Origin of the sequence: Streptomyces sp. CB03234, assembly GCF_001905885.1 — a bacterium.
In the GTDB taxonomy this organism is placed as follows: Bacteria; Actinomycetota; Actinomycetes; order Streptomycetales; family Streptomycetaceae; genus Streptomyces.
The window spans coordinates 116,474-138,704 of the sequence record NZ_LIYH01000002.1 but is presented as its reverse complement, the minus strand read 5'-3'; the positions used below and the strand labels follow the sequence as shown (position 1 = coordinate 138,704).

The window sequence follows — 22,231 nt, the reverse complement described above, 5'->3', positions numbered from 1 at the left end:
TATGCGATCTGTACGCACGGGAGTCTAGGCCCTGGCAAAGCGCGGGTAATCAGCCGTGCCGCACTTCAGGTGGGGTTAGCCCTACTTCCCCTCCTCCCACGAGCCCCATGGCGTGCGCCGGCCGGGCCCGGCAGGCTGGTCCGCATGACCGCACGCATCGCATTCGACCGGCATGTATGGAAGGAAGTCGCCCACCTTCTGGCCAACCTCCCGATCGCCCTGATCGGTTTCGTCTACGTGGTGGTCGTGGTGTCCGTGGGCGCGGGGCTGTCGGTGACCGTCGTCGGGCTGCCGCTGCTCGCGGCGGGTCTGGCGGGGGCGCGGTGGCTGGGCCGGGCGGAGCGGGCGAGGGCGCGGGCGCTGCTCGGCATACGCGTCGATGAGCCGAGCGCACTGCCGCACAGGCCGGGCGGCGGTTTCTTCCCCTGGCTGTGGACGGTGCTGAAGGACCCGGTGGCGTGGCGGACGGTGCTGTACGGGTTCATACGGCTGCCGTGGGGGGTGCTGACGTTCACCGTGACCCTGGTGGGCCTGGTGGTGCTGTGGCCGGTGCTCCCGTACCTCGCCCGGGGGCTGGCCGGCGCCGACCGGGCGATGGTGCGGGGTCTGCTGTCGCCGTCCGACGAACTGGAGCGGCGGATCGCGGAGCTGGAGTCGGACCGGGGCGTGGTCGTCGACACGGCCGCGGCGGACCTGCGTCGGATCGAGCGGGACCTGCACGACGGTGCCCAGGCCCGGCTGGTGGCGCTCGCCATGGGGCTCGGACTGGCGAAGGAGAAGTTGCTGGAGGACCCGGAGGCGGCCGCGGCCATGGTCGACGAGGCGCACGGCGAGGTGAAGCTCGCCCTGCAGGAGCTGCGGGACCTGGCGCGCGGCATCCACCCGGCCGTCCTGACCGACCGGGGACTGGACGCCGCACTGTCCGCCGTCGCCTCCCGCTGCACCGTCCCGGTCACGGTGAGCGTCGACCTGGCGGAGCGGCCCGCCCCGGCGATAGAGGGCATCGCCTACTTCACCGTCTCGGAGCTGCTCCAGAACGTCTCGAAGCACTCGCGGGCGCGCACCGCCGCGGTGGATGTGTGGCGGTCGGACGACCGGTTGCTGATCCAGGTGACCGACGACGGGCTCGGGGGCGCCCGGCTCGACGGGGGCACGGGCATGGCGGGCCTGGCGGAGCGGCTGGGAGCGGTGGACGGCCTGTTCGTCCTGGAGTCGCCGGTCGGCGGGCCGACGACGGTCACCGCCGAGCTGCCCTGGCGCCGCCGGGCCACGGCGCACCCCCGCCAGGTAGGGATAACCCCCGGTTGAAGACGGATACGGGCCTCATGGTGCGCGTCCGCCCGGGCCAGCAGTCTTGAGACAACGCACACGCGGTGACCACGCGGCCGGCGCGGATACGGCACGCGGCGACGACGAGAAATGGACGGACGACCGATGGCCCTGGCTTATGGACCGGAGACCCGGCACCACCGCCTTCCCGCGGCGCTGCGGGCGCCCTTCGAGGCCCGCACGTGGCGCGAGTTCGGCTACCTCCTGATCGGCCTTCCGCTGAGCGTCTTCTACTTCGCCTTGTCCATAGCCATGGTGTCGCTCGGCGCCGGTCTGGTCGTCACCTTCCTCGGCATTCCGGTGCTCGCCGCCGCCCTCGCCATGTGCCGTGGTTTCGGCATGGTGGAGCGGGCGCGGGCGCGCGGCCTGCTGGGGGTGGAGATCGCCGATCCCTCGCCGGTGCGGAGCCGGTCAGCGGGCGGGCTGATGGGCTGGGTGGGCGGCGTCCTGAAGAGCGGCGAGTCCTGGCGGCACTTCCTCTACGCGGTGCTGCACATGCCATGGGCGGTCTTCGCCTTCTCCGTCGCGGTGGTCTTCTGGACGTACGGCTGGGGTCTGCTGACCTATCCGCTGTGGCGGTGGGTGTTCCCGGTGTACGCGGGGGTGGACGGTCTTCAGCTGTACGGGGACGGGACACACGACTTCTACCTGGACTCGCCCGTGGAGATCGCCGTCACCAGCTTGTTCGGCCTGTTCTTCGTGCTCGTCACGCCGTGGGTCGTCCGGGCGCTGGCGGCGGTGGACCGGCTGCTGGTGACCGGCCTGCTGAGCCCGTCCCGGCTGGCGACCAGGGTGTCGGAGCTGGAGTCGGACCGGGGCGTGGTCGTCGACACGGCGGCGGCGGACCTGCGCCGGATCGAGCGGGACCTGCACGACGGCGCCCAGGCCCGGCTGGTGGCGCTCGCCATGGACCTGGGCCTGGCGAAGGAGAAGATGACCGAGGACCCGCAGGCCGCGGCGCGCATGGTCGACGAGGCGCACGGCGAGGTGAAGACCGCGCTGCAGGAGCTGCGGGACCTGGCGCGCGGCATCCACCCGGCCGTCCTGACCGACCGGGGACTGGACGCCGCCCTGTCCGCCGTCGCCTCCCGCTGCACCGTCCCGGTCGAGGTGGACGTGGACCTGCCGACGCGGCCCGCCCCGGCGATAGAGGGCATCGCCTACTTCACCGTCTCGGAGTTGCTCCAGAACGTCTCCAAGCACTCCCGAGCGAGCCGTGCCACGGTCGACGTATGGCGAGTGGAGGACAGGCTGATGCTCCAGGTGACGGACAACGGTCGCGGCGGGGCCGACATATCGGCCGGCAGCGGCCTGGCGGGGCTGACCGAGCGGCTGGACGCGGTGGACGGCATCCTCGCCGTGCATTCGCCGGCCGGTGGCCCGACGACGATCACCGCGGAGCTGCCCTGGCGGGGCTGACCCCGCGTTCCTCCGGCAGTTACTGCCGCACCTGCCCCACCCTTCCGGCCCGATCGGCCGCGGCGGACCCCCGTCCGCGAGTTGTCCACAGACCAGCCCGAGCGGATCCGGATGCTGGGATGCTGGGCGCAGACGCGGGAATCGCGTGGTGCACATCGATTCATGGGGGATGCGGGCTCGTGGTGAACGACAGGGTGCGAGTGGTCATCGCGGAGGATTCCGTGCTCCTTCGGGAGGGTCTGACCCGGCTGCTGACCGACCGGGGGCACGACGTCGTCGCCGGCGTCGGGGACGGTGAGGCGCTGGTGAAGACGGTGGGCGAACTGGCGGACGAGGGGCAGCTGCCCGATGTGGTGGTCGCGGACGTACGGATGCCGCCGACCCACACCGACGAGGGCGTGCGGGCGGCGGTGCAGCTGCGCAAGCGGTATCCCGGCCTCGGGGTGCTGGTGCTGTCGCAGTACGTGGAGGAGCGGTATGCCACCGAGCTGCTGGCCGGCAGCAGCCGTGGGGTGGGGTACCTGCTGAAGGACCGGGTCGCCGAGGTGCGGGAGTTCGTGGAGGCGGTGGTGGGGGTCTCCCGGGGCGGCACCGCGCTGGACCCGGAGGTCGTGGCCCAGCTGCTGGGCCGCAGCCGGAAGCAGGACGTGCTGGCGGGGCTGACACCGCGTGAGCGGGAGGTCCTAGGTCTGATGGCCGAGGGCAGGACCAACTCGGCGATCGCGCGCCGGCTGATGGTGAGCGAAGGTGCGGTGGAGAAGCACGTCAGCAACATCTTCCTGAAGCTCGGACTGTCGCCGAGCGACGGGGATCATCGACGGGTACTCGCCGTGCTGACCTACCTGAACAGCTGACGTGCGGGGCCCCCGGGGCCGGCACGGCCCGCTGCGGGACCTGCCGCACGGCCTAGAACCAAAGGATGAGTCGGGAGCGTCGTTACCGGAGTACGTGGGGGGAGACAAAGCATGATGAGTCCGGGCGTACGGACGTCTCAGAATGGCGTCCACATGGTGAGCGGTCCAGGGAAGGCGACCCTTACGGACGTAGGGTGGGCCTTGGGGCGGCCGGTGGGCCGGCTGTCTCCCGAGCGTTCCCCCGCCGACGGCGGGGAGGCCCCTTGTCTCGAGGGAGGTCCAGTTCAGTGACCAGCCAGGTCAGTAGCCCAGCCGATCAGGCCGACGGGTCCGATGAGACCAACAAGGCCGGCGAGGCTGTCGTCGGGGAGCAGCGTGGCGGCCCCGGACAGCGTGGTGTGGAGAAGGAAGTACGCCGCCTGGACCGTGTGATCATCCGTTTCGCGGGTGACTCGGGCGACGGTATGCAGCTGACGGGTGACCGTTTCACGTCGGAGACGGCGTCGTTCGGGAACGACCTGTCGACCCTGCCGAACTTCCCGGCCGAGATCCGGGCCCCCGCCGGCACCCTGCCGGGTGTCTCGTCGTTCCAGCTGCACTTCGCCGACCACGACATCCTCACGCCGGGCGACGCGCCCAACGTGCTGGTCGCGATGAACCCCGCCGCGCTGAAGGCCAACATCGGTGATGTGCCGCGCGGCAGCGAGATCATCGTCAACACCGACGAGTTCGCCAAGCGGGCCATGGCGAAGGTCGGCTACGAGACCTCGCCCCTGGAGGACGGCTCGCTGGACGGGTACCGGGTCCACCCGGTGCCGCTGACGACGCTGACGATCGAGGCGCTCAAGGACTTCGGCCTGTCCCGCAAGGAGGCCGAGCGTTCCAAGAACATGTTCGCGCTCGGGCTGCTGAGCTGGATGTACCACCGGCCCACCGAGGGCACGGAGACGTTCCTGCGGCAGAAGTTCGCCAAGAAGCCGCAGATCGCCGAGGCGAATGTGGCCGCGTTCCGCGCGGGCTGGAACTTCGGCGAGACCACCGAGGACTTCGCCGTCTCCTACGAGGTCGCCCCCGCCACGAAGGCGTTCCCGGCCGGCACCTACCGCAACATCTCCGGGAACCTGGCCCTGGCCTACGGTCTGATCACCGCGTCGAGGCAAGCGGACCTGCCGCTGTATCTCGGCTCGTACCCGATCACCCCGGCGTCCGACATCCTGCACGAGTTGTCCAAGCACAAGAACTTCGGCGTGCGGACGTTCCAGGCGGAGGACGAGATTGCCGGTATCGGTGCCGCGCTGGGCGCCGCCTTCGGCGGGTCCCTGGCGGTCACCACCACCTCCGGACCGGGTGTGGCGCTGAAGTCCGAGACGATCGGGCTCGCGGTCTCGCTGGAGCTGCCGCTGCTGATCGTCGACATCCAGCGCGGCGGCCCGTCGACCGGTCTGCCGACCAAGACCGAGCAGGCGGACCTGCTCCAGGCGATGTACGGGCGCAATGGTGAGGCCCCGGTGCCGGTGGTGGCGCCGAGGACGCCGGCGGACTGCTTCGACGCGGCGCTGGAGGCGGCGCGTATCGCGCTCACCTACCGCACCCCGGTCTTCCTGCTCTCCGACGGCTACCTCGCCAACGGCTCCGAGCCGTGGCGCATCCCGGACCTGGACGAGCTGCCCGACCTGGGGGTGCGGTTCGCCACCGGGCCGAACCACACCCTGGACGACGGCACCGAGGTCTTCTGGCCGTACAAGCGCGACCCGCGGACCCTGGCCCGCCCGTGGGCCCTGCCCGGCACGCCGGGGCTGGAGCACCGCATCGGCGGCATCGAGAAGCAGGACGGCACGGGCAACATCTCCTACGACCCGGCCAACCACGACTTCATGGTCCGCACCCGCCAGGCCAAGGTCGACGGCATCGACGTCCCCGACCTGGAGGTCGACGACCCGAGCGCCGCCGCCCGCACCCTGGTGCTGGGCTGGGGCTCGACGTACGGGCCGATCACGGCGGCCGTGCGGCGGCTGCGCGCGGCAGGCGAGTCCATCGCCCAGGCCCATCTGCGCCACCTCAATCCGTTCCCCAGGAACCTCGGGGATGTGCTGAAGCGGTACGACAAGGTCGTCGTGCCGGAGATGAACCTGGGCCAGCTCGCCACTCTCATCCGGGCGAAATATCTGGTGGACGCGCAGAGCTACAACCAGGTGAACGGCATGCCGTTCAAGGCCGAGCAGCTCGCAGAGGCTCTCAAGGAGGCCATCCATGAATGAGGCGCTGAAGCTGGTGCCCAAGGCCGAGGCCAAGCAGTCCATGAAGGACTTCAAGTCCGACCAGGAAGTGCGCTGGTGCCCCGGTTGCGGTGACTATGCGATCCTCGCCGCCGTGCAGGGGTTCATGCCCGAGCTCGGCCTGGCGAAGGAGAACATCGTCTTCGTCTCCGGTATCGGCTGCTCCTCCCGCTTCCCGTACTACATGAACACGTACGGGATGCATTCGATCCACGGCCGCGCCCCCGCGATCGCGACCGGCCTGGCCTCCTCCCGCACCGACCTGTCCGTCTGGGTCGTCACCGGTGACGGCGACGCGCTGTCCATCGGCGGCAACCACCTGATCCACGCCCTGCGGCGCAACGTCAACCTCAAGATCCTGCTGTTCAACAACCGGATCTACGGCCTGACCAAGGGGCAGTACTCGCCGACCTCCGAGGTCGGCAAGATCACCAAGTCGACGCCGATGGGCTCGCTCGACGCGCCGTTCAACCCGGTCTCCCTCGCCATCGGCGCGGAGGCGTCCTTCGTGGCCAGGACCGTCGACTCCGACCGCAAGCACCTCACCGAGGTACTGCGGCAGGCGGCCGACCACCCCGGCACAGCGTTGGTGGAGATCTACCAGAACTGCAACATCTTCAACGACGGCGCCTTCGACGTACTGAAGGACAAGGAGAAGGCACAAGAGGCGGTGATCCGCCTGGAGCACGGGCAGCCGATCCGCTTCGGCCCTGACGGCGGCAAGGGTGTCGTCAGGGATGCGGACACCGGCGACCTGAAGGTCGTCACGGTCACGCCGGAGAACGAAAGCCGGGTCATCGTCCACGACGCGCACAGCGCGAGCCCCACCACGGCGTTCGCCCTGTCCCGGCTCGCCGACCCGGACACGCTGCACCACACGCCCATCGGTGTGTTCCGGGCCGTCGAACGACCCGTCTACGACACGCAGATGGCCGACCAGCTCGACACGGCCGTGGAGCAGTACGGCAAGGGCGACCTGGCCGCCCTGCTGGCGGGCAACGACACCTGGACGGTCATCGGCTGACGTCCACCACGCCACCGGCCGGCCCACCGAAGGCCCGGGTCTCCCTGACATCAGGAGGCCCGGGCCTCGTGCTGCGGCCTCGGCTCCGGCGCGGTCGCCGACACGGTGGCCGAGGCGCTCCACCGGCTGTGACGTATGCGTCATGACCGTATGGCAGTACGGGCATGACATGCCGCCTCGTCCGGCGTTACCTTCGTCCGCAGGGCATGTGCAGAACAGGGCAGGGCGGCGGAAAGGCGGCGGCCAGTGGCGGCGAAGAGCGGCGGCGAGCAGCGGGCAGGACTCCTGTACGGCATGGGCGCCTACGGCATGTGGGGGCTCGTGCCTCTCTTCTGGCCGCTGCTGAAGCCGGCCGGGGCCGTCGAGATCCTGGCCCACCGCATGGTGTGGTCCCTGGCCGTCGTCGGTGTCGCGCTCCTCGCGCTGCGCCGCTGGGGCTGGATACGTGAGCTGCTGCGGCAGCCGCGCAAGCTCGGCCTGATCACGGTCGCCGCCGCAGTGATCACGGTCAACTGGGGCCTGTACATCTGGGCCGTGAACTCCGGCCAGGTGGTGGAAGCCTCCCTCGGCTACTTCATCAACCCGCTGGTCACCATCGCCATGGGCGTCCTGCTGCTGCAGGAGCGGCTGCGCCCCGCGCAGTGGGCGGCGGTCGGCACCGGCCTCGCGGCGGTGGTGGTCCTGGCCGTGGGGTACGGGCGGCCGCCGTGGATCTCCCTGATCCTCGCCTTCTCCTTCGCCATCTACGGCCTGGTGAAGAAGAAGGTCAACATCGGGGGCCTGGAGTCGCTGGCGGCGGAGACGGCCGTCCAGTTCCTGCCGGCGCTCGCGTTCCTGCTGTGGCTGGGCTCCCAGGGCTCGGCCCACTTCGGAACGGAGGGTGCGGGCCACGCCGCGCTGCTCGCCGCGACCGGCGTGGTCACCGCCGCGCCGCTGGTGTGCTTCGGCGCGGCGGCGATCCGGGTCCCGCTGTCCACGCTGGGGCTGCTGCAGTACCTGGCGCCGGTGTTCCAGTTCCTGCTCGGTGTCGTCTACTTCAACGAGGCCATGCCGCCCGAGCGGTGGGCGGGCTTCTCGCTGGTCTGGCTGGCCCTGACGGTCCTGACCTGGGACGCGCTGCGGACGTCGCGGCGTACGAGGGCGAAGGCGGCGGCACTGCGCCTGGCGGCGGAGGCAGCTGGCGCGGCGGACGCGGCCGGGGCGGCGGAGGCGGCCGGCGCGGCCTGCGCGGCCGGGGGTGTCGCGCGGCCGGTGGACCAGTCCCTGGACCAGCCGCGCGCGGACGCGCCCAGGGTCTAGGCCCGCGGCGCGTCGGGCACCAGCGCCTCGGCCACCCGGCGCATGACGCCCTGCCAGTGCGTACGGCGCTGCTCGCGTTCCTCCGCGCTCGCGAGGCGTTCCTGGTGGAAGCGGAGGACGGCCTTCCCGGGGCCGGCCGCCGAAACGGCGACCTGAACCGTCGTACCGCCGTAGGTGAGGCGCACACGGTCGCCGGGCCGGTACCCGCGCACCTCGCCCGTGACGCCGTCGGCCGTCTCGTACGCCGTGCCCTTCTCCGTCGGCAGCCCGCCCTTCACGCCGCCGAGCCAGAGCGCCACACCTTCCGGGCTCGCGATGAAGCTCCAGACGGCGTCGGCCGGCAGCGGCAGGGTCTTCGAGACGCCGATCTCCCAGCCCGCGTCGCGGGTCAGTCCCGTCGGTCCAGTGGACATCACCCTTCTCCTTCGCTCTGGGTACGGGCGCGGTGGGTGCGGACCTTGTGGCGGTTGCCGCACCGTTCCATCGCGCACCAGCGACGGCGGCCGGGGCGGGAGGTGTCGACGAAGAGCAGGGCGCAGTCGTGGGCACCGCACTCGCGGATCCGGCCGGCCGCCGCGTAGGGGCCGGTGAACAGGTCGATCGCGTCCCGGGCGATGGTCGACACCAGCCCGGCCACGCTCGCGCCGGGCGCCCACGCGCGCTGCCCGGCCGCCGTCATGCGCACGGCCAGCGGCGGTCCGGCCGCCGCCGCGTTCACCACGGCGAGATCGGCGGCCGCGAGGGCGCGGTCGTGCGCCCGGGCGGCGGTGAGCCCGTGCAGGGCGTCCCGCACCTCCCGTACCGCGGCGAGGTCCGCCTCGCCGACGGGCGGCAGCCGGAGGCCGGGCGGCGCGAGGCGGCTGGCCGCCACCCAGTCGAGGAGCCCGGCGGGCGTGTCGAGCACCTCGAATCGGGCGAGCGGGCCGGGACCGCCGGTGAGCAGCAGCTCCAGGCACAGCGCCCCCGGATCGAAGCGGAACGATCCGCCATCCGGCGGGTGCAGGGTCAAACCTGTTGCGGAATCACTCACGTAACCAATATAAGGGGTTACATGACACCGCTCCACTGGAAGCTCGTGATCGACGCGGCCGACCCGCACCCCCAAGCCGACTTCTGGGCCGATGCCCTGGGTTACGTGGTCGAGGACAACAGCGCCCACATCGACCGGCTGATGGCACTCGGGTACGTGACGGACGCGATGACCGTCGACGTGCACGGCCGGCGCGCGTTCCGGGATCTGATCGCCGTCCGGCATCCGGACGACCCGTACGACGAGGAGACCGGCACCGGGCTCGGCAGGCGGCTGCTCTTCCAGCGCGTACCGGAGCCGAAGACCGTGAAGAACCGCCTCCACCTCGACCTGCACGCCGGGCCCGGCCGGCGGGCGGCGGAGGTGGCACGGCTGGAGGCACTGGGCGCGACGGTGCTGCGCCAGGTCAAGGAACCGGGTGGTGAATGGACGCTCATGGCGGACCCGGAGGGCAACGAGTTCTGCGTGCAGTAGACGTGTAGCCCTACGGCTCGTCGTCCTCGTCCCAGCGGAACCCGCTCAGGCCGACGTCCTCGCCCTCGTCGTCGGGGTGCGTCGGCCGGACCTGCCGCGTCCAGTACGTGAGGGCGCAGATCACCACCGCGCACAGGCACAGCATCACGAAGGCGAAGTTCACCGCGATGTGCGCGAAGTACACCAGCAGCCCGTCGAGCATGAGAAACGGGTCGAGGTTCACGGCCGCTCACCATCGCCCGGCCCTCTGCGGGGCCGTCGCGGCCGGCGCGAGCCGAGGAAGACGACGACGGCCAGGACGGCGAGCAGCACGAGCATCGCCACCAGCACGTCGACGGTGCCCCACTCCTCGAAGCGCTCCCAGACGCCGGGCATTTCCTCGGGGCCGTGCACGTGCTGCCGCATACGGGCAGCATGCCCGCCACCGGGCCCGGCGGGAACGGCCGTGGCCGAACGGCCGCGTGGCGGTGCTCATTCCGCGACGTTCATTCCGCGACGTTCGTTCCGCGACGTTGATTCCGCGACGTTGATTTCGGGAGGATCGTTTCGCCATGTTCATTTCGCGACCACTTCACACGCAGAACGCTCCGATATCCGAACGGTCGTGACCGGATTCATCTCTTGACGGTGAGTCAGGCTCTCGCTGAACATGCAGCACGCGCATCGCACCAGTAGCTCCAACGCCCCGCGCCGACAACGGCCCGGGGCGTCTCGCACGTTCCGTCCCATCCCCGTACGGAATCCCCGGAGCCCCCACATGAACCTCTCCAGACGCACCGCCGCAGCCTCCGCGGCTCTCACCCTCGCCGCCCTCCTCGCGACCGCCGCCCCAGCCGCCACCGCGGCGCCCACCGCAGCACCCACCGCCGCCCCCGACATACCCGTCGCCAACGTCAAGGCGCACCTCACCCAGCTCCAGTCCATAGCCGGCGCCAACGGCGGCAACCGCGCCCACGGCCGCGCCGGCTACAAGGCGTCGGTCGACTACGTGAAGGCCAAGCTGGACGCGGCCGGATTCACCACCACCGTCCAGCAGTTCACGTACAACGGCAGCACCGGCTACAACCTGATCGCCGACTGGCCCGGCGGCGACACCAACCAGGTCCTCATGGCCGGCGCGCACCTCGACTCGGTCTCCTCCGGCGCCGGCATCAACGACAACGGCTCCGGCTCCGCCGCCGTCCTGGAGACCGCGCTCGCCGTCTCCCGCGCCCAGCTCAAGCCCGCCAAGCACCTCCGCTTCGCGTGGTGGGGCGCCGAGGAGCTCGGTCTGGTCGGCTCCAAGTACTACGTCAACAACCTGCCGGCGACCGAGCGTTCCAAGGTCAAGGGTTACCTCAACTTCGACATGATCGGCTCGCCGAACCCCGGCTACTTCGTCTACGACGACGACCCGGCCATCGAGAAGACCTTCAAGGACTACTTCGCCGGCCTCGGCGTCCCGACCGAGATCGAGACCGAGGGCGACGGCCGCTCCGACCACGCCTCGTTCAAGAACGCCGGCATCCCGGTCGGCGGCCTGTTCACCGGCGCGAGCCGTACGAAGACCAGCGCGCAGGCGCAGAAGTGGGGCGGTACGGCCGGCCAGGCCTTCGACCGCTGCTACCACTCCTCGTGCGACACCACGTCCAACATCAACGACACCGCGCTCGACCGGAACAGCGACGCGGTCGCGCACGCCGTCTGGGCGCTGTCCGCCGGTACGACGGAGCCGCCGACGGGCGACACGTACGAGAACACCGCCGACGTCCCCATCCCCGACAACGGCGCCGCCGTGACGTCGACCGTCACCGTCTCCGGCCGTACCGGCAACGCCCCGGCCACGCTGAAGGCGGGCGTCGACATCGTCCACACCTGGCGCGGCGACCTGGTCGTGGACCTGCTCGCGCCCGACGGCACGGCGTACCGGCTCAAGAACTCCAGCGGCAACGACTCGGCCGACAACGTCCGGACGACCTACACGGTGGACGCGTCGGGCGAGGCGGCGAACGGCGCGTGGAAGCTGCGCGTCCAGGACGTGGCGGCCCAGGACACGGGCTACATCAACGCCTTCCGCCTCACGTTCTGAGCACATGAGGGTGCCCCTCCCGGAGACCTTTCCGGGAGGGGCACCGGGGCGCCGCTACTTCTTGCCGTTGGCCGCGTCGACCAGGGTCTCGGGGGTCACCGCGCCCACGTAGACCTTGCCGTCGTCGGTCAGCAGGGCGTTGACCAGGCGGGTCTCGAAGACGGTGCCGGAGCCGAACTTCCCGGTCACCTTGTCGCCGAGGGCGTCCAGGAACTGCTGCGCCTCCGGCGGGGCGTCGGACGGGAGGTCGGACGGTACGCCGCCGGCCGGACCGGTGAGCTGGGCGACCGACGTCCAGCCCTCGCCGATGACGTTCAGGCCCTCAAAGCCCTGGAGGTCTTCCGGGGCGGCCGAACCACCGTGCTCAGGAGCATCCGCCGGCTCCTCCGTCACCTTGACGCCCTTCGGCGGCGCGAAGTCGAACGTCGACGCGGCCGGCTTGGCGAAGTCCACCTTCGTGAACCCGGCGTCGATCGCCGCCTTGCCGCCCCCGCTCGGCGTGAGCGTGAACTTCAGCGGTACGCCGTTGTCCGCGTCCACCGCGACCTTGATCGACCCGATCGTCGAGCCGCTCTGCTTGGGCTTGATCACCAGCTGGTACGCGTCGCGCCCGGCGATCCGCGCCGTACCGTCGACCGTCACCGACGTCGTGTCGTCGACGGCCTTCAGCGCCTGCTCCGCCAGATCCTTCGGCGTGGCCGGAAGCTCGCGCTCCGGGGCGGTCCCGCTGCCCGCGCCGCCCTCGGTGGAGTGGACCGCCTCCTTCGACGCGCCGTCGTACGCCCAAACGTCGTTCCCGTCGCGTATCAGGCTGTACTCGGCGGAGGCGTCGTCCACGAGGGTCAGCCGCTGCTTGTCGGGGCCGTCGGCCGCCACCCGGAGGGTGTGCGTGCCGGACGCCAGCTCCATCAGCTTGCCGGCCTCGGCGCCTTCCGCGCCGCCCAGCCCCGCCAGGGGCGGGAGGCCGAGGTCGGTCGTCACCTTCACCGTGCCGGACAGGTGCTGTACGTCCGACGCGGCGATCTTCTCCACCAGTTGCTGTGCCGTGATCTCCGGCAGTTCGGGGTCCCCGGATGCCGCGAGCGCCGGGACGAGCCCGATCGTCGCCGCCGCCACCCCCGCCACCGCGACCGGGACCGCGTACCGTGCCGTCCTCCGGCGCCCGGCGCTGTCGTTCGGTGCCATGTGTGCCTACCTCCGTGGTCAGCGAGCCGTCTGCCTCAACGTCCGGCATCCATCTGACCAAGGCGGCACCCCCCGGGGCGTCAGCCCGCGGGCTCAACTTCCCTACTGCTACGGGATGACACGACCCCCGACACCCCTACCACGGCACCCTTACCCCGGGACGCCCCGGGACGCCCACCCCGGGACGCCTAGCCCGCGCGGTGCACCACCAGGTCGCACAGCTCCTCCAGCGCGGCCTTCGCATAGCAGTCCGGCAGCGGTGCCAGCGTCGCCCGCGCCTCCTCGGCGTACCGCACGGTGTCCCGCCGCGCCTGCTCCAGCGCCGGGTGGACACGCAGCCGCCGCAGCGCGTCCGCGTGCCGCACGTCGTCCGTCAGGTCGCTGTCCAGCAGCTCGACCAGCGCCAGGTCCTCCGCCGCCGCACCGCCCGAGGCCGCCCGCGCGCGCAGGTGCAGCACCGGCAGCGTGGGGATGCCCTCCCGCAGGTCGGTGCCCGGGGTCTTGCCCGACTCGTGGGAGTCCGAGGCGATGTCCAGGACGTCGTCGGCGAGCTGGAAGGCGACGCCGAGCCGCTCGCCGTACTGCGTGAGGATGTCCACGGTCCGCTCGTCGGCGCCCGACATCATCGCGCCGAAGCGCCCCGAGACGGCGATCAGCGAGCCGGTCTTGCCGGCGATGACGTCCAGGTAGTGCTCGACCGGGTCGCGCCCGTCGCGCGGGCCGGCCGTCTCCAGGATCTGCCCCGTGACCAGGCGTTCGAAGGCCTCCGCCTGGATGCGGACGGCCTCCGGGCCGAGGTCCGCCAGGATGTGTGAGGCGCGCGCGAAGAGAAAGTCACCCGTCAGGACCGCCACCGAGTTGCCCCAGCGGGCGTTGGCGCTGTCCACCCCCCGGCGTACGTCGGCCTCGTCCATCACGTCGTCGTGGTAGAGCGTCGCCAGGTGGGTCAGCTCGATGACGACGGCCGAGGGCACGACACCGGGCGCGTGGGGGTCGCCGAACTGGGCGGCCAGCATCACCAGCAGCGGACGGAAACGCTTGCCACCGGCCCGTACCAGGTGCTGCGCCGCCTCCGTGATGAACGGCACGTCACTCTTGGTGGCATCGAGGAGCCCTGCCTCGACGGCCGCCAATCCGGCCTGGACATCGGCCTCAAGAGCCTGGTCCCGCACGCTCAGCCCGAACGGCCCGACTGCGGTCACGAGGGGGTCTCCTGTCTGCTGACGATCACACGGATTGTCGATGTGTCGCTGGATTCACTCAAGTCAGCGTATCCGGTCCCCTTTCGATCACCGTGGGCGCCTTCCACCCTCCCCCGGTATGTTCAAGAACAGCTTATATGGCAACGAATTGCCCATTTGCGACGAGACGGGCCCCGAGGTCCCCATGAAGATCCGCACGTCCTTCCCGTACGAGACGGACCATGAAGACGTCCGCATCCCCCTCGCGGACGGCACGACGCTCTACGCCCGCGTCTGGCGCCCCCTCACGGACATCCCCGTCCCGGCCCTCCTCGAATACTCACCCCACCGGCTGACCGACTGGACCGCGCCCCGCGACTGGCAGCGCCACCCCTGGTACGCGGGCCACGGTTACGCCTCGGTACGGGTGGACGCGCGCGGCCACGGCAACAGCGAGGGGCTGCCGGGCGACCCGTACGCGGAGGCCGAGCCCGCCGACGGCGCCGAGGTGATCGACTGGCTCGCCGGCCGGCCGTGGTGCGACGGCCGCGTCGGGATGATCGGGCTCGGCCGGGACGGCTCCACCGCGCTCCGGACCGCCGCCCTCGCCCCCGAGCCGCTCAAGGCGGTCGTCGCCGTCTGCTCCACCGACGACCCGTACGACGGCGACGCCCACTACCTGGGCGGCTCGGTCCTCGCCACCGGTATGCACTCCCGGGCGGCCACCATGCTCGCCTTCGCCGCACGCCCGCCGGACCCTCTGTACGTCGGTGACGCCTGGCGCGACATGTGGCTGACGCGCCTGGAGGGGATGGAGCCGCTCGTCCACACCTGGCTCGCCCACCAGACCCGCGACGACTACTGGCGCCGGGGCGGCGTCCGGGAGGACTACGGCGCCATCCGGGCGGCCGTCCTCGCCGTGGGCGGCCGGCACGACCCGTACCGCGACACCGTCCTCCGGCTGGTCGAGCACCTGCCGGGCGACCGGGTCCGGGGCATCATCGGGCCCTGGTCGCACCAGTACCCGGACCGGGGGCTGCCCGGCCCGGCGATCGGCTTCCTCCAGGAGACGCTGCGCTGGTGGGACCACCACCTCAAGGGCGAGCCCACCGGCATCATGTCCGAGCCGCTCCTCCGCTCCTGGATCAGCGCGTCCCACGCGCCCGCCGCCGGCCACCCGGAGCTGCCCGGCCGCTGGGTCGGCGACGGGACCTGGCCCTCCCCGAACGTCACACCGGTCACGTACGCCCTCCAGGGCCCGCCCGTCCTCGTCCGCTCCCCGCAGCACACGGGCCTGGACGCCGGCCGCCTGGTCCCGTCCGGCGACGACGCCGGCCTGCCGCCCGACCAGCGCGCCGAGGACGCCCACTCGGCCTGCTTCGACTTCCCCGTCCCGCCGGACGGCGCCCCCGTCGAGATCCTCGGCCGCCCCCGCGTCACCCTCGCGCTGCGCAGCGACGCGCCCGCCGGCCAGGTCGTCGCCCGGCTCTGCGACGTCGCCCCGGACGGCGCCTCCACCCTGGTCACACGCGGCGCGCTCACCCTCTCCGGCAAGGAGCACGTCTTCGAACTGAACGGCGCCGGCCACACCTTCCCGCCCGGCCACCGCGTCCGGCTCGCGGTCTCCTCCGCGTACTGGCCCTGGATCTGGCCCCGCCCGCACGCCGCCGGCTTCACGCTCGACCCCGACGGCAGCGCGCTCCTGCTCCCCATCCGGAGCCGCACCGCCGACACCGTCACCTTCGAGGACCCCGAACAGTCCGAGCCCCTCGGCGTCACCGTCCCCACCACCCTCGACGACACCGACACCCGGCGCCCCGAGCGCCTGATCGTCCGCGATGTCGCCCAGGGCGAATGGCGCCTGGAGACGACCCCCCGCCCCGCCGGCACGCGCCACTACCCGGACGGCCTGGAACTCACCGAGGAGTCCCTGGAGACGTACACCGTCCAGGAGAGCGACCCCCTCTCCCCCCGCACCCGCTCGGTGTGGAGGATCCGCCTGCATCGCCCGGACATGCCCTGGAACGTCACCATCGACACCCGCTCCGAGATCGCCTGCGACGCCACCCACTTCCTCACCTCCGACGAGGTGATCTGCACGGCGGGCTCCGAGGTCCTCTTCCACCGCACCTGGGAGAAGCGCATTGCCCGTACGGCAGGCTGATCTAACGTGTCCCCCACACACGTGGAAAGCGAGGCAAGCACCGATGCCCGAGCAGTCCGAGCAGAGCCCGCTCGACCTGACCGAAGGCGACCCCTTCGGCCCGCACAACCTTCCGTACGGCGTCTTCAGCACCGCCGACGAGCCCGGCCGCCGCCGGCTCGGGGTCCGCGTCGGCGACCACGTCCTGGACGCGGGGGCGGCGGCGCACGCGCTGGGCTCCCCGTACGCGGCGCTGCTGGCACAGCCGAGCCTGAACCCGCTGCTCGCGGCCGGCCGCACCGCCTGGCGCGACGTCCGCCGGGCGCTCACCGCCTGGGTGACCGTTCCGGCCCACCGCCCGGACATAGAGCCGCTGCTGCACCCCCTGTCCGCCGTGACCCTCCACCTGCCGTACGAGGTGGCGGACTACGTCGACTTCTACGCGTCCGAGCACCACGCCACCAACGTCGGCCGGATCTTCCGCCCGGACGGCGAGCCGCTCACGCCGAACTGGAAGCACCTGCCGATCGGCTACCACGGCCGCTCCGGCACGGTCGTGGTCTCCGGCACCGACATCGTGCGGCCCTCGGGCCAGCGCAAGGCCCCCGCCGACCCGGCGCCCGTCTTCGGCCCGTCGGTGAAGCTCGACATCGAGGCCGAGGTCGGCTTCCTGGTCGGCACCCCCTCCGCACTCGGCGAGCGAGTCCCCCTCACCGCCTTCCCCGACCACGTCTTCGGCCTGACCCTCCTCAACGACTGGTCGGCGCGCGACATCCAGGCGTGGGAGTACGTCCCGCTCGGCCCGTTCCTCGGCAAGTCCTTCGCGACCTCCGTGTCGGCCTGGGTGACGCCGCTGGAGGCCCTGGACGCCGCCCGGGTCTCGCCGCCGGACCGCGACTTCGCCCTCCTGCCGTACCTGGACGACAGCTCCGAGGAGGAGCCGGGCGGCTTCGACCTCCGTATCACCGTACGGATCAACGGGGAGATCGTCTCCGAGCCGCCGTTCTCGACCATGTACTGGACGGCGGCGCAGCAGCTGGCCCATATGACGGTCAACGGCGCTTCCTTGCGTACGGGCGACCTCTTCGGCTCCGGCACGGTCAGCGGCCCGGAGGTCCACCAGCGCGGCTCGCTGCTCGAACTCACCTGGAACGGCCAGGAGCCGCTCGAACTGCCCGACGGCAAGCGGACGTTCCTGGAGGACGGCGACGAGGTCACGCTCACGGCCTGGGCGCCGGGCCCGGACGGCACGAAGGTGGGCCTTGGCGAGGTGACGGGCCGGATCGTTCCCGCGCACTGACCCGCGGACGGCGTACGGCGCGGGCGGGGAACCGTTCCGGCGCCGTACGCCGCAGGCCGCGCGCCGCAGGCCGTACGCGTAGGCCGCGCGCCGTACGCCGCGCGCCGCCGCCCCGCGAGCGTCAGCCGAACGGCCCGCCGGACGTGCACCACGGCGCACCCCACCCCAAGCTGACCAGTGGGCAGCGGGGGGAGCCCACCCGTACTCCCCCACCCCTGGAGCAGCCGCATGCACCCCCGCCCGCTCATAGCCGCGCTCGCCCTCACGGCTCTCGCCTCCTTCGCCCTGGGCATCGCCCCGGCCGCCCCGGCGCCCGGCGCCCGCGACGACACGGTCCGGGCGGACCTGCTGAAGGCGTACCGCGCGACGGTGAAGTACCAGTCCGTGGAGCGTGCCGTCGCCGACGGCTACAAGCCCATGCGCGGCTGCGTCTCCCGGCCGGAGGGCGGTATGGGCTACCACTACGTCAACAAGGCCCGTAACAACTCCACCGACCCGGCGAAGCCGTCCGCGCTGATGTACGAGGACACCGAGAACGGCAAGCGGCTGACCGGCATCGAGTTCTTCGTCGAGGACCGCGACCAGAAGGTCGCGACGGACGACGACCGCCCCACCATGTTCGGGCAGCCCTTCCTGGGCCCGTCGCCCGGCGTCGAAGCGGGCGTACCGGTCCACTACGACCTGCATGTCTGGCTGTACAAGCACAACCCCAGAGGCATGTTCACGGAGTGGAACCCGAAGGTCCGCTGCCCCGGCGAAGCCTGAGCCCGCACCCCCCATCCCCCCACCTTGGAGCACGACATGCACCGCAAACCGCTCATAACAGCTCTCGGCCTCGTGTCCCTCGCCTCGATGGCGCTCGCCACCGCCCCGTCGCCCGGCCAGGCCGACTCCGGCGCCAAGAGCCGCCACGCCCAGCTGACGAGGGCCTATCAGGCCACGGAGAAGTACCGCGACGAGTCCCGCGCCATCAAGGACGGTTACGTACGCACGAACGACTGCGTGTACTCGTCGGAGGGCGGCATGGGCTACCACTACGTCAAGGAAGCCCACATCAACTCCACCGATCCCGCCAGGCCCGCGGCGCTGCTCTACGAGCCGGGGCCCGGCGGCAAGCGGCGGCTCGTCGCCGTGGAGTACGTCACCATCGACCGCGACCAGGACCTGGCGACGGACCCGGACCGCCCCAGGATGTTCGGGCGCGGCCTCAACGGGCCGATGGCGGGTCATGCGCCCGGCATGCCGAACCACTACGACCTTCATGTCTGGCTGCACAAGAAGAACCCGAAGGGCCTGATGGCGGACTGGAACCCGACGGTCCGCTGTCCCGGGGACGAGTAGCCGGCACACACACGCGTGCGGCGGGGCGCCCCCTGGCACCCCGCCGCACGCTCGCCGGTTTCCGTCAGCGGACGAAGACGCCCGCCTGCCCCGCGAGATCGAGGAAGTACTGCGGCGCGACGCCCAGCATGAGGGTCACGGCGACGCCGACCCCGATCGTCGTCATCGTCAGCGGCGACGGCACGGCGACCGTCGGCCCCTCCGGCTTCGGTTCGCTGAAGAACATCAGCACGATGACCCGGATGTAGAAGAACGCGGCGATGGCGGACGAGATGACACCGACCACCACCAGCGCCCCAGCGCCGCCCTCCGCCGCCGCCTTGAAGACGGCGAACTTGCCCGAGAACCCGGAGGTCAGCGGGATGCCTGCGAAGGCCAGCAGGAACACCGCGAAGACGGCCGCGACGAGCGGCGAACGCCGCCCGAGCCCCGCCCACTTGGACAGGTGGGTCGCCTCACCGCCCGCGTCCCGCACCAGCGTGACGACCGCGAACGCCCCGATCGTCACGAACGAGTACGCGCCCAGGTAGAAGAGCACCGACGAGACGCCGTCGGGCGTCGCCGCGATGACACCGGCGAGGATGAACCCGGCGTGGGCGATCGACGAGTAGGCGAGCAGCCGCTTGATGTCGGTCTGGGTGATGGCGACGATCGCGCCGGCCAGCATGGTGACGATGGCGACGCCCCACATGACGGGCCGCCAGTCCCAGCGCAGCCCCGGCAGCACCACGTACAGCAGCCGCAGCATCGCGCCGAACGCCGCGACCTTCGTGGCGGCCGCCATGAAGCCGGTGACCGGTGTCGGGGCGCCCTGGTAGACGTCCGGCGTCCACATGTGGAACGGCACCGCGCCGACCTTGAACAGCAGCCCCATCAGCACCATCGCGAAGCCGATGAGCAGCAGCACGTCGTTGCCCATGGTCTGGGCGAGCGCCGGGGTGACTCCGGTGACCGACCCGTCGACCACGTCGGCGATGCGCGCGTACGACACCGAGCCGGCGTACCCGTACAGCAGCGCGATGCCGAACAGCAGGAACGCCGAGGAGAAGGCGCCCAGCAGGAAGTACTTGACCGCTGCCTCCTGCGACATCAGCCGCTTGCGGCGGGCGACGGCACACAGCAGGTACAGCGGCAGCGAGAAGACCTCCAGCGCGATGAAGAGCGTCAGCAGGTCGTTGGCCGCCGGGAAGACGAGCATGCCGCCCACGGCGAACAGCACCAGCGGGAAGACCTCGGTGGTGGTGAAACCGGCCTTGACGGCGGCCTTCTCGTGGTCGCTGCCGGGTACGGCGGCGGCTTCGGCGGCGAACGAGTCGACCCGGTGCCCGTGGTGGGCGGGGTCGAGCCGCCGCTCGGCGAAGGTGAAGACGGCGACGATCGAGGCCAGCAGGATGGTGCCCTGCAGGAACAGCGCGGGCCCGTCGACCGCGATGGCGCCCATCGCGGCGATGCCCGCCTTGGTGGTGGCATGGCCGCCGACCGCGAGGCCGACCACCGCCGCGAAGGCAGCGGCGAGGGCCACGACGGTCAGGAAGACCTGCGCGTAGTAGCGGGCGCGGCGCGGGACGAGGGCCTCCAGCAGGATGCCGACCACGGCGGCGCCCACCACGATCAGCGTGGGTGCCAGCTGGGCGTACTCGATGGCCGGCGCCCCGATCTTGTCGACGGCGGCCGGTTCGGCCGCTGTCGTCCACAGGCTGTGGACAGCGGATGTACTCACTTGGCTGCCTCCACCTCGGGCCGGGGGTCCTTCTGCTGTACGTCGGACATGGTGTGCCGCACGGCCGGGTCGACGATCTCGGTCAGCGGCTTGGGGTAGACGCCCAGGAAGAGCAGCAGGGCGATCAGCGGGGCGACCACGGCCAGTTCACGCACCTTGAGGTCGGGCATCGCCCGCACCTCCTCCTTCACCGGCCCGGTCATGGTCCGCTGGTAGAGCACCAGCGTGTAGAGCGCGGCGAGCACGATGCCGAAGGTGGCGATGATCCCGGCCACCGGGTACCGCGCGAACGTGCCGACCAGAACCAGGAATTCGGACACGAACGGCGCCAGGCCCGGCAGCGACAGCGTGGCCAGGCCGCCCACCAGGAACGTCCCGGCGAGCACCGGTGCCACCTTCTGCACGCCGCCGTAGTCGGCGATGAGCCGCGACCCGCGCCGCGAGATCAGGAATCCGGCCACCAGCATCAGCGCGGCCGTCGAGATCCCGTGGTTGACCATGTACAGGGTGGCCCCGGACTGGCCCTGGCTGGTCATCGCGAAGATGCCCATGATGATGAAGCCGAAGTGGGAGATCGACGCGTACGCGACCAGCCGCTTGATGTCCCGCTGGCCGACCGCCAGAAGCGCCCCGTACACGATGCTGATCAGCGCCAGGACGATGATCGCGGGCGTGGCCCACTTCGACGCCTCCGGGAAGAGCTGGAGGCAGAAGCGCAGCATCGCGAACGTGCCGACCTTGTCGACGACCGCGGTGATGAGCACCGCCACCGGCGCGGTCGCCTCGCCCATCGCGTTGGGCAGCCAGGTGTGCAGCGGCCACAGCGGGGCCTTCACCGCGAAGGCGAAGAAGAACCCGAGGAACAGCAGCCGCTCGGTGTTGGTCGCCATGTCCAGCTCGCCGCTCGCCCGCGCCGCGGCGATCTCCGTCAGGGAGAAGTTCCCGGCGACGACGTACAGCCCGATGACGGCGGCCAGCATGATGAGCCCGCCGACCAGGTTGTAAAGCAGGAACTTGACCGCGGCGTACGACCGCTGGGCCGCCGCGTTCTCGTCGGTGCCCGCGTGGGCCCGGTCCCCGAAGCCACCGATGAGGAAGTACATCGGGATGAGCATGGCTTCGAAGAGGATGTAGAAGAGGAAGACGTCGGTGGCCTCGAAGGAGAGGATCACCATCGCCTCGACCATCAGGATCAGGGCGAAGAAGCCCTGTGTGGGCCGCCACCGCTTGGACTGGGTCTCCAGGGGGTCGGCGTCGTGCCAGCCGGCCAGGATGATGAAGGGGATCAGCAGCGCGGTGAGCGCGATCAGCGCCACCCCGATGCCGTCGACGCCCAGTTCGTAGCGCACACCGAAGTCGGCGATCCAGGCGTGCGACTCGGTGAGCTGGTAGCGGTCGCCGCCGGGCTCGAAACGGACGGCCACCAGCGCGGCCAGGACCAGCGTGGCCAGCGAGACCAGCAGCGCCAGCCACTTGGCGGCCGTGCGGCGCGCGGCCGGGACGGCGGCGGTGAGGATCGCGCCGACGGCCGGCACGGCGGCCGTCGCGGTCAGGAGGGGAAAGCCCGCGTTCACGACATCGGACATGG

At 71.3% G+C, this 22,231-nt stretch carries 20 protein-coding genes; 12 read left to right on the top strand and 8 right to left on the bottom strand.

Annotated elements, in window-relative coordinates; all coding sequences use genetic code 11:
• Positions 1 to 144: 144 nt before the first annotated feature.
• From AMK26_RS07375 to rarD, 6 genes are all read left to right on the top strand, one after another.
• A complete protein-coding gene (locus tag AMK26_RS07375; protein ID WP_073753382.1) occupies positions 145 to 1,308 on the top strand; it encodes a sensor histidine kinase in 1,164 nt (387 codons plus the stop codon).
• Positions 1,309 to 1,434: 126 nt separating this feature from the next.
• Entirely contained in the window at positions 1,435 to 2,748 is a 1,314-nt protein-coding gene (locus tag AMK26_RS07370; RefSeq protein ID WP_073753380.1) for a sensor histidine kinase, read from the top strand.
• 194 nt (positions 2,749 to 2,942) lie between these two features.
• Positions 2,943 to 3,602: a response regulator transcription factor gene (locus tag AMK26_RS07365; protein WP_338015574.1), complete on the top strand. Its 660-nt coding sequence runs from the start codon at positions 2,943 to 2,945 to the stop codon at positions 3,600 to 3,602.
• Positions 3,603 to 3,889: 287 nt separating this feature from the next.
• On the top strand, positions 3,890 to 5,860 hold the full coding sequence (locus AMK26_RS07360) for a 2-oxoacid:acceptor oxidoreductase subunit alpha (protein ID WP_073753378.1): 1,971 nt from the start codon (positions 3,890 to 3,892) through the stop codon (positions 5,858 to 5,860).
• Positions 5,853 to 6,902: a 2-oxoacid:ferredoxin oxidoreductase subunit beta gene (locus AMK26_RS07355; protein ID WP_073753376.1), complete on the top strand. Its 1,050-nt coding sequence runs from the start codon at positions 5,853 to 5,855 to the stop codon at positions 6,900 to 6,902. The genes AMK26_RS07360 and AMK26_RS07355 overlap by 8 nt, the downstream gene beginning before the upstream one ends.
• A 294-nt stretch (positions 6,903 to 7,196) precedes the next feature.
• A complete protein-coding gene (rarD, locus tag AMK26_RS07350) occupies positions 7,197 to 8,201 on the top strand; it encodes an EamA family transporter RarD (protein WP_073754703.1) in 1,005 nt (334 codons plus the stop codon).
• Here the strand turns inward: rarD and AMK26_RS07345 are convergent.
• Complete coding sequence (locus AMK26_RS07345; protein WP_073753374.1) at positions 8,198 to 8,614, bottom strand: activator of HSP90 ATPase 1 family protein; 417 nt, start codon at positions 8,612 to 8,614, stop codon at positions 8,198 to 8,200. The two genes, rarD and AMK26_RS07345, sit on opposite strands and share 4 nt — an antisense overlap.
• Positions 8,614 to 9,231 (bottom strand): CGNR zinc finger domain-containing protein, encoded by a 618-nt coding sequence (locus AMK26_RS07340; RefSeq protein ID WP_073753372.1) that lies wholly within the window; start codon positions 9,229 to 9,231, stop codon positions 8,614 to 8,616. Before AMK26_RS07340 ends, AMK26_RS07345 begins: the two co-directional genes overlap by 1 nt.
• A 21-nt stretch (positions 9,232 to 9,252) precedes the next feature.
• On the opposite strand from AMK26_RS07340, the gene AMK26_RS07335 reads away from it, so the two are divergent.
• Positions 9,253 to 9,705: a VOC family protein gene (locus tag AMK26_RS07335; protein ID WP_073753370.1), complete on the top strand. Its 453-nt coding sequence runs from the start codon at positions 9,253 to 9,255 to the stop codon at positions 9,703 to 9,705.
• A gap of 10 nt (positions 9,706 to 9,715) precedes the next feature.
• Here AMK26_RS07335 and AMK26_RS07330 read toward each other — a convergent pair whose 3' ends face one another.
• Together AMK26_RS07330 and AMK26_RS36610 are read right to left on the bottom strand one after the other, a co-directional pair.
• Positions 9,716 to 9,928 (bottom strand): hypothetical protein, encoded by a 213-nt coding sequence (locus AMK26_RS07330; protein WP_073753368.1) that lies wholly within the window; start codon positions 9,926 to 9,928, stop codon positions 9,716 to 9,718.
• Entirely contained in the window at positions 9,925 to 10,110 is a 186-nt protein-coding gene (locus AMK26_RS36610) for a hypothetical protein (protein ID WP_143608476.1), read from the bottom strand. Before AMK26_RS36610 ends, AMK26_RS07330 begins: the two co-directional genes overlap by 4 nt.
• A 352-nt stretch (positions 10,111 to 10,462) precedes the next feature.
• Here AMK26_RS36610 and AMK26_RS07325 point away from each other — a divergent pair, with 352 nt between their 5' ends.
• Positions 10,463 to 11,773, top strand: coding sequence for a M28 family metallopeptidase (locus AMK26_RS07325; RefSeq protein ID WP_073753366.1), 1,311 nt, complete (start codon positions 10,463 to 10,465; stop codon positions 11,771 to 11,773).
• A 54-nt stretch (positions 11,774 to 11,827) separates the two neighbouring features.
• On the opposite strand, the gene AMK26_RS07320 is transcribed toward AMK26_RS07325, so the two are convergent.
• Both AMK26_RS07320 and AMK26_RS07315 read right to left on the bottom strand, forming a co-directional pair.
• Entirely contained in the window at positions 11,828 to 12,958 is a 1,131-nt protein-coding gene (locus AMK26_RS07320; RefSeq protein WP_073753364.1) for a LolA family protein, read from the bottom strand.
• 188 nt (positions 12,959 to 13,146) lie between these two features.
• Positions 13,147 to 14,160, bottom strand: coding sequence for a polyprenyl synthetase family protein (locus AMK26_RS07315; protein WP_073753362.1), 1,014 nt, complete (start codon positions 14,158 to 14,160; stop codon positions 13,147 to 13,149).
• A gap of 184 nt (positions 14,161 to 14,344) precedes the next feature.
• Between AMK26_RS07315 and AMK26_RS07305 the strand changes: the two genes are divergently transcribed.
• From AMK26_RS07305 to AMK26_RS07290, 4 genes are all read left to right on the top strand, one after another.
• Complete coding sequence (locus tag AMK26_RS07305; protein WP_073753358.1) at positions 14,345 to 16,303, top strand: CocE/NonD family hydrolase; 1,959 nt, start codon at positions 14,345 to 14,347, stop codon at positions 16,301 to 16,303.
• Between the two features lie 43 nt (positions 16,304 to 16,346).
• Positions 16,347 to 17,582 carry a fumarylacetoacetase gene (fahA, locus tag AMK26_RS07300; protein WP_073753356.1) on the top strand — a complete coding sequence of 412 codons (1,236 nt, stop codon included), beginning with the start codon at positions 16,347 to 16,349 and terminating at the stop codon, positions 17,580 to 17,582.
• Positions 17,583 to 17,810: 228 nt separating this feature from the next.
• Complete coding sequence (locus AMK26_RS07295) at positions 17,811 to 18,347, top strand: hypothetical protein (RefSeq protein ID WP_073753354.1); 537 nt, start codon at positions 17,811 to 17,813, stop codon at positions 18,345 to 18,347.
• Between the two features lie 36 nt (positions 18,348 to 18,383).
• Positions 18,384 to 18,923: a hypothetical protein gene (locus AMK26_RS07290; protein WP_073754702.1), complete on the top strand. Its 540-nt coding sequence runs from the start codon at positions 18,384 to 18,386 to the stop codon at positions 18,921 to 18,923.
• A 64-nt stretch (positions 18,924 to 18,987) separates the two neighbouring features.
• Here AMK26_RS07290 and nuoN read toward each other — a convergent pair whose 3' ends face one another.
• Both nuoN and AMK26_RS07280 read right to left on the bottom strand, forming a co-directional pair.
• Positions 18,988 to 20,643, bottom strand: a complete 1,656-nt coding sequence (gene nuoN / locus AMK26_RS07285; RefSeq protein ID WP_073753352.1) for an NADH-quinone oxidoreductase subunit NuoN — start codon at positions 20,641 to 20,643, stop codon at positions 18,988 to 18,990.
• On the bottom strand, positions 20,640 to 22,229 hold the full coding sequence (locus AMK26_RS07280) for an NADH-quinone oxidoreductase subunit M (protein ID WP_073754701.1): 1,590 nt from the start codon (positions 22,227 to 22,229) through the stop codon (positions 20,640 to 20,642). Before AMK26_RS07280 ends, nuoN begins: the two co-directional genes overlap by 4 nt.
• Positions 22,230 to 22,231: the final 2 nt, after the last annotated feature.

Coding starts and splice junctions, on each gene's coding strand:
- AMK26_RS07305 (WP_073753358.1), top strand. CDS start 14,345: ATGAAGATCCGCACGTCCTTCCCGTACGAGACGGACCATGAAGACGTC.
- AMK26_RS07290 (WP_073754702.1), top strand. CDS start 18,384: ATGCACCGCAAACCGCTCATAACAGCTCTCGGCCTCGTGTCCCTCGCC.
- AMK26_RS07320 (WP_073753364.1), bottom strand. CDS start 12,958: ATGGCACCGAACGACAGCGCCGGGCGCCGGAGGACGGCACGGTACGCG.
- rarD (WP_073754703.1), top strand. CDS start 7,197: ATGGGCGCCTACGGCATGTGGGGGCTCGTGCCTCTCTTCTGGCCGCTG.
- AMK26_RS36610 (WP_143608476.1), bottom strand. CDS start 10,110: ATGCGGCAGCACGTGCACGGCCCCGAGGAAATGCCCGGCGTCTGGGAG.
- AMK26_RS07375 (WP_073753382.1), top strand. CDS start 145: ATGACCGCACGCATCGCATTCGACCGGCATGTATGGAAGGAAGTCGCC.
- AMK26_RS07370 (WP_073753380.1), top strand. CDS start 1,435: ATGGCCCTGGCTTATGGACCGGAGACCCGGCACCACCGCCTTCCCGCG.
- AMK26_RS07295 (WP_073753354.1), top strand. CDS start 17,811: ATGCACCCCCGCCCGCTCATAGCCGCGCTCGCCCTCACGGCTCTCGCC.
- AMK26_RS07355 (WP_073753376.1), top strand. CDS start 5,853: ATGAATGAGGCGCTGAAGCTGGTGCCCAAGGCCGAGGCCAAGCAGTCC.
- AMK26_RS07335 (WP_073753370.1), top strand. CDS start 9,253: ATGACACCGCTCCACTGGAAGCTCGTGATCGACGCGGCCGACCCGCAC.
- AMK26_RS07325 (WP_073753366.1), top strand. CDS start 10,463: ATGAACCTCTCCAGACGCACCGCCGCAGCCTCCGCGGCTCTCACCCTC.
- AMK26_RS07345 (WP_073753374.1), bottom strand. CDS start 8,614: ATGTCCACTGGACCGACGGGACTGACCCGCGACGCGGGCTGGGAGATC.
- AMK26_RS07280 (WP_073754701.1), bottom strand. CDS start 22,229: ATGTCCGATGTCGTGAACGCGGGCTTTCCCCTCCTGACCGCGACGGCC.
- fahA (WP_073753356.1), top strand. CDS start 16,347: ATGCCCGAGCAGTCCGAGCAGAGCCCGCTCGACCTGACCGAAGGCGAC.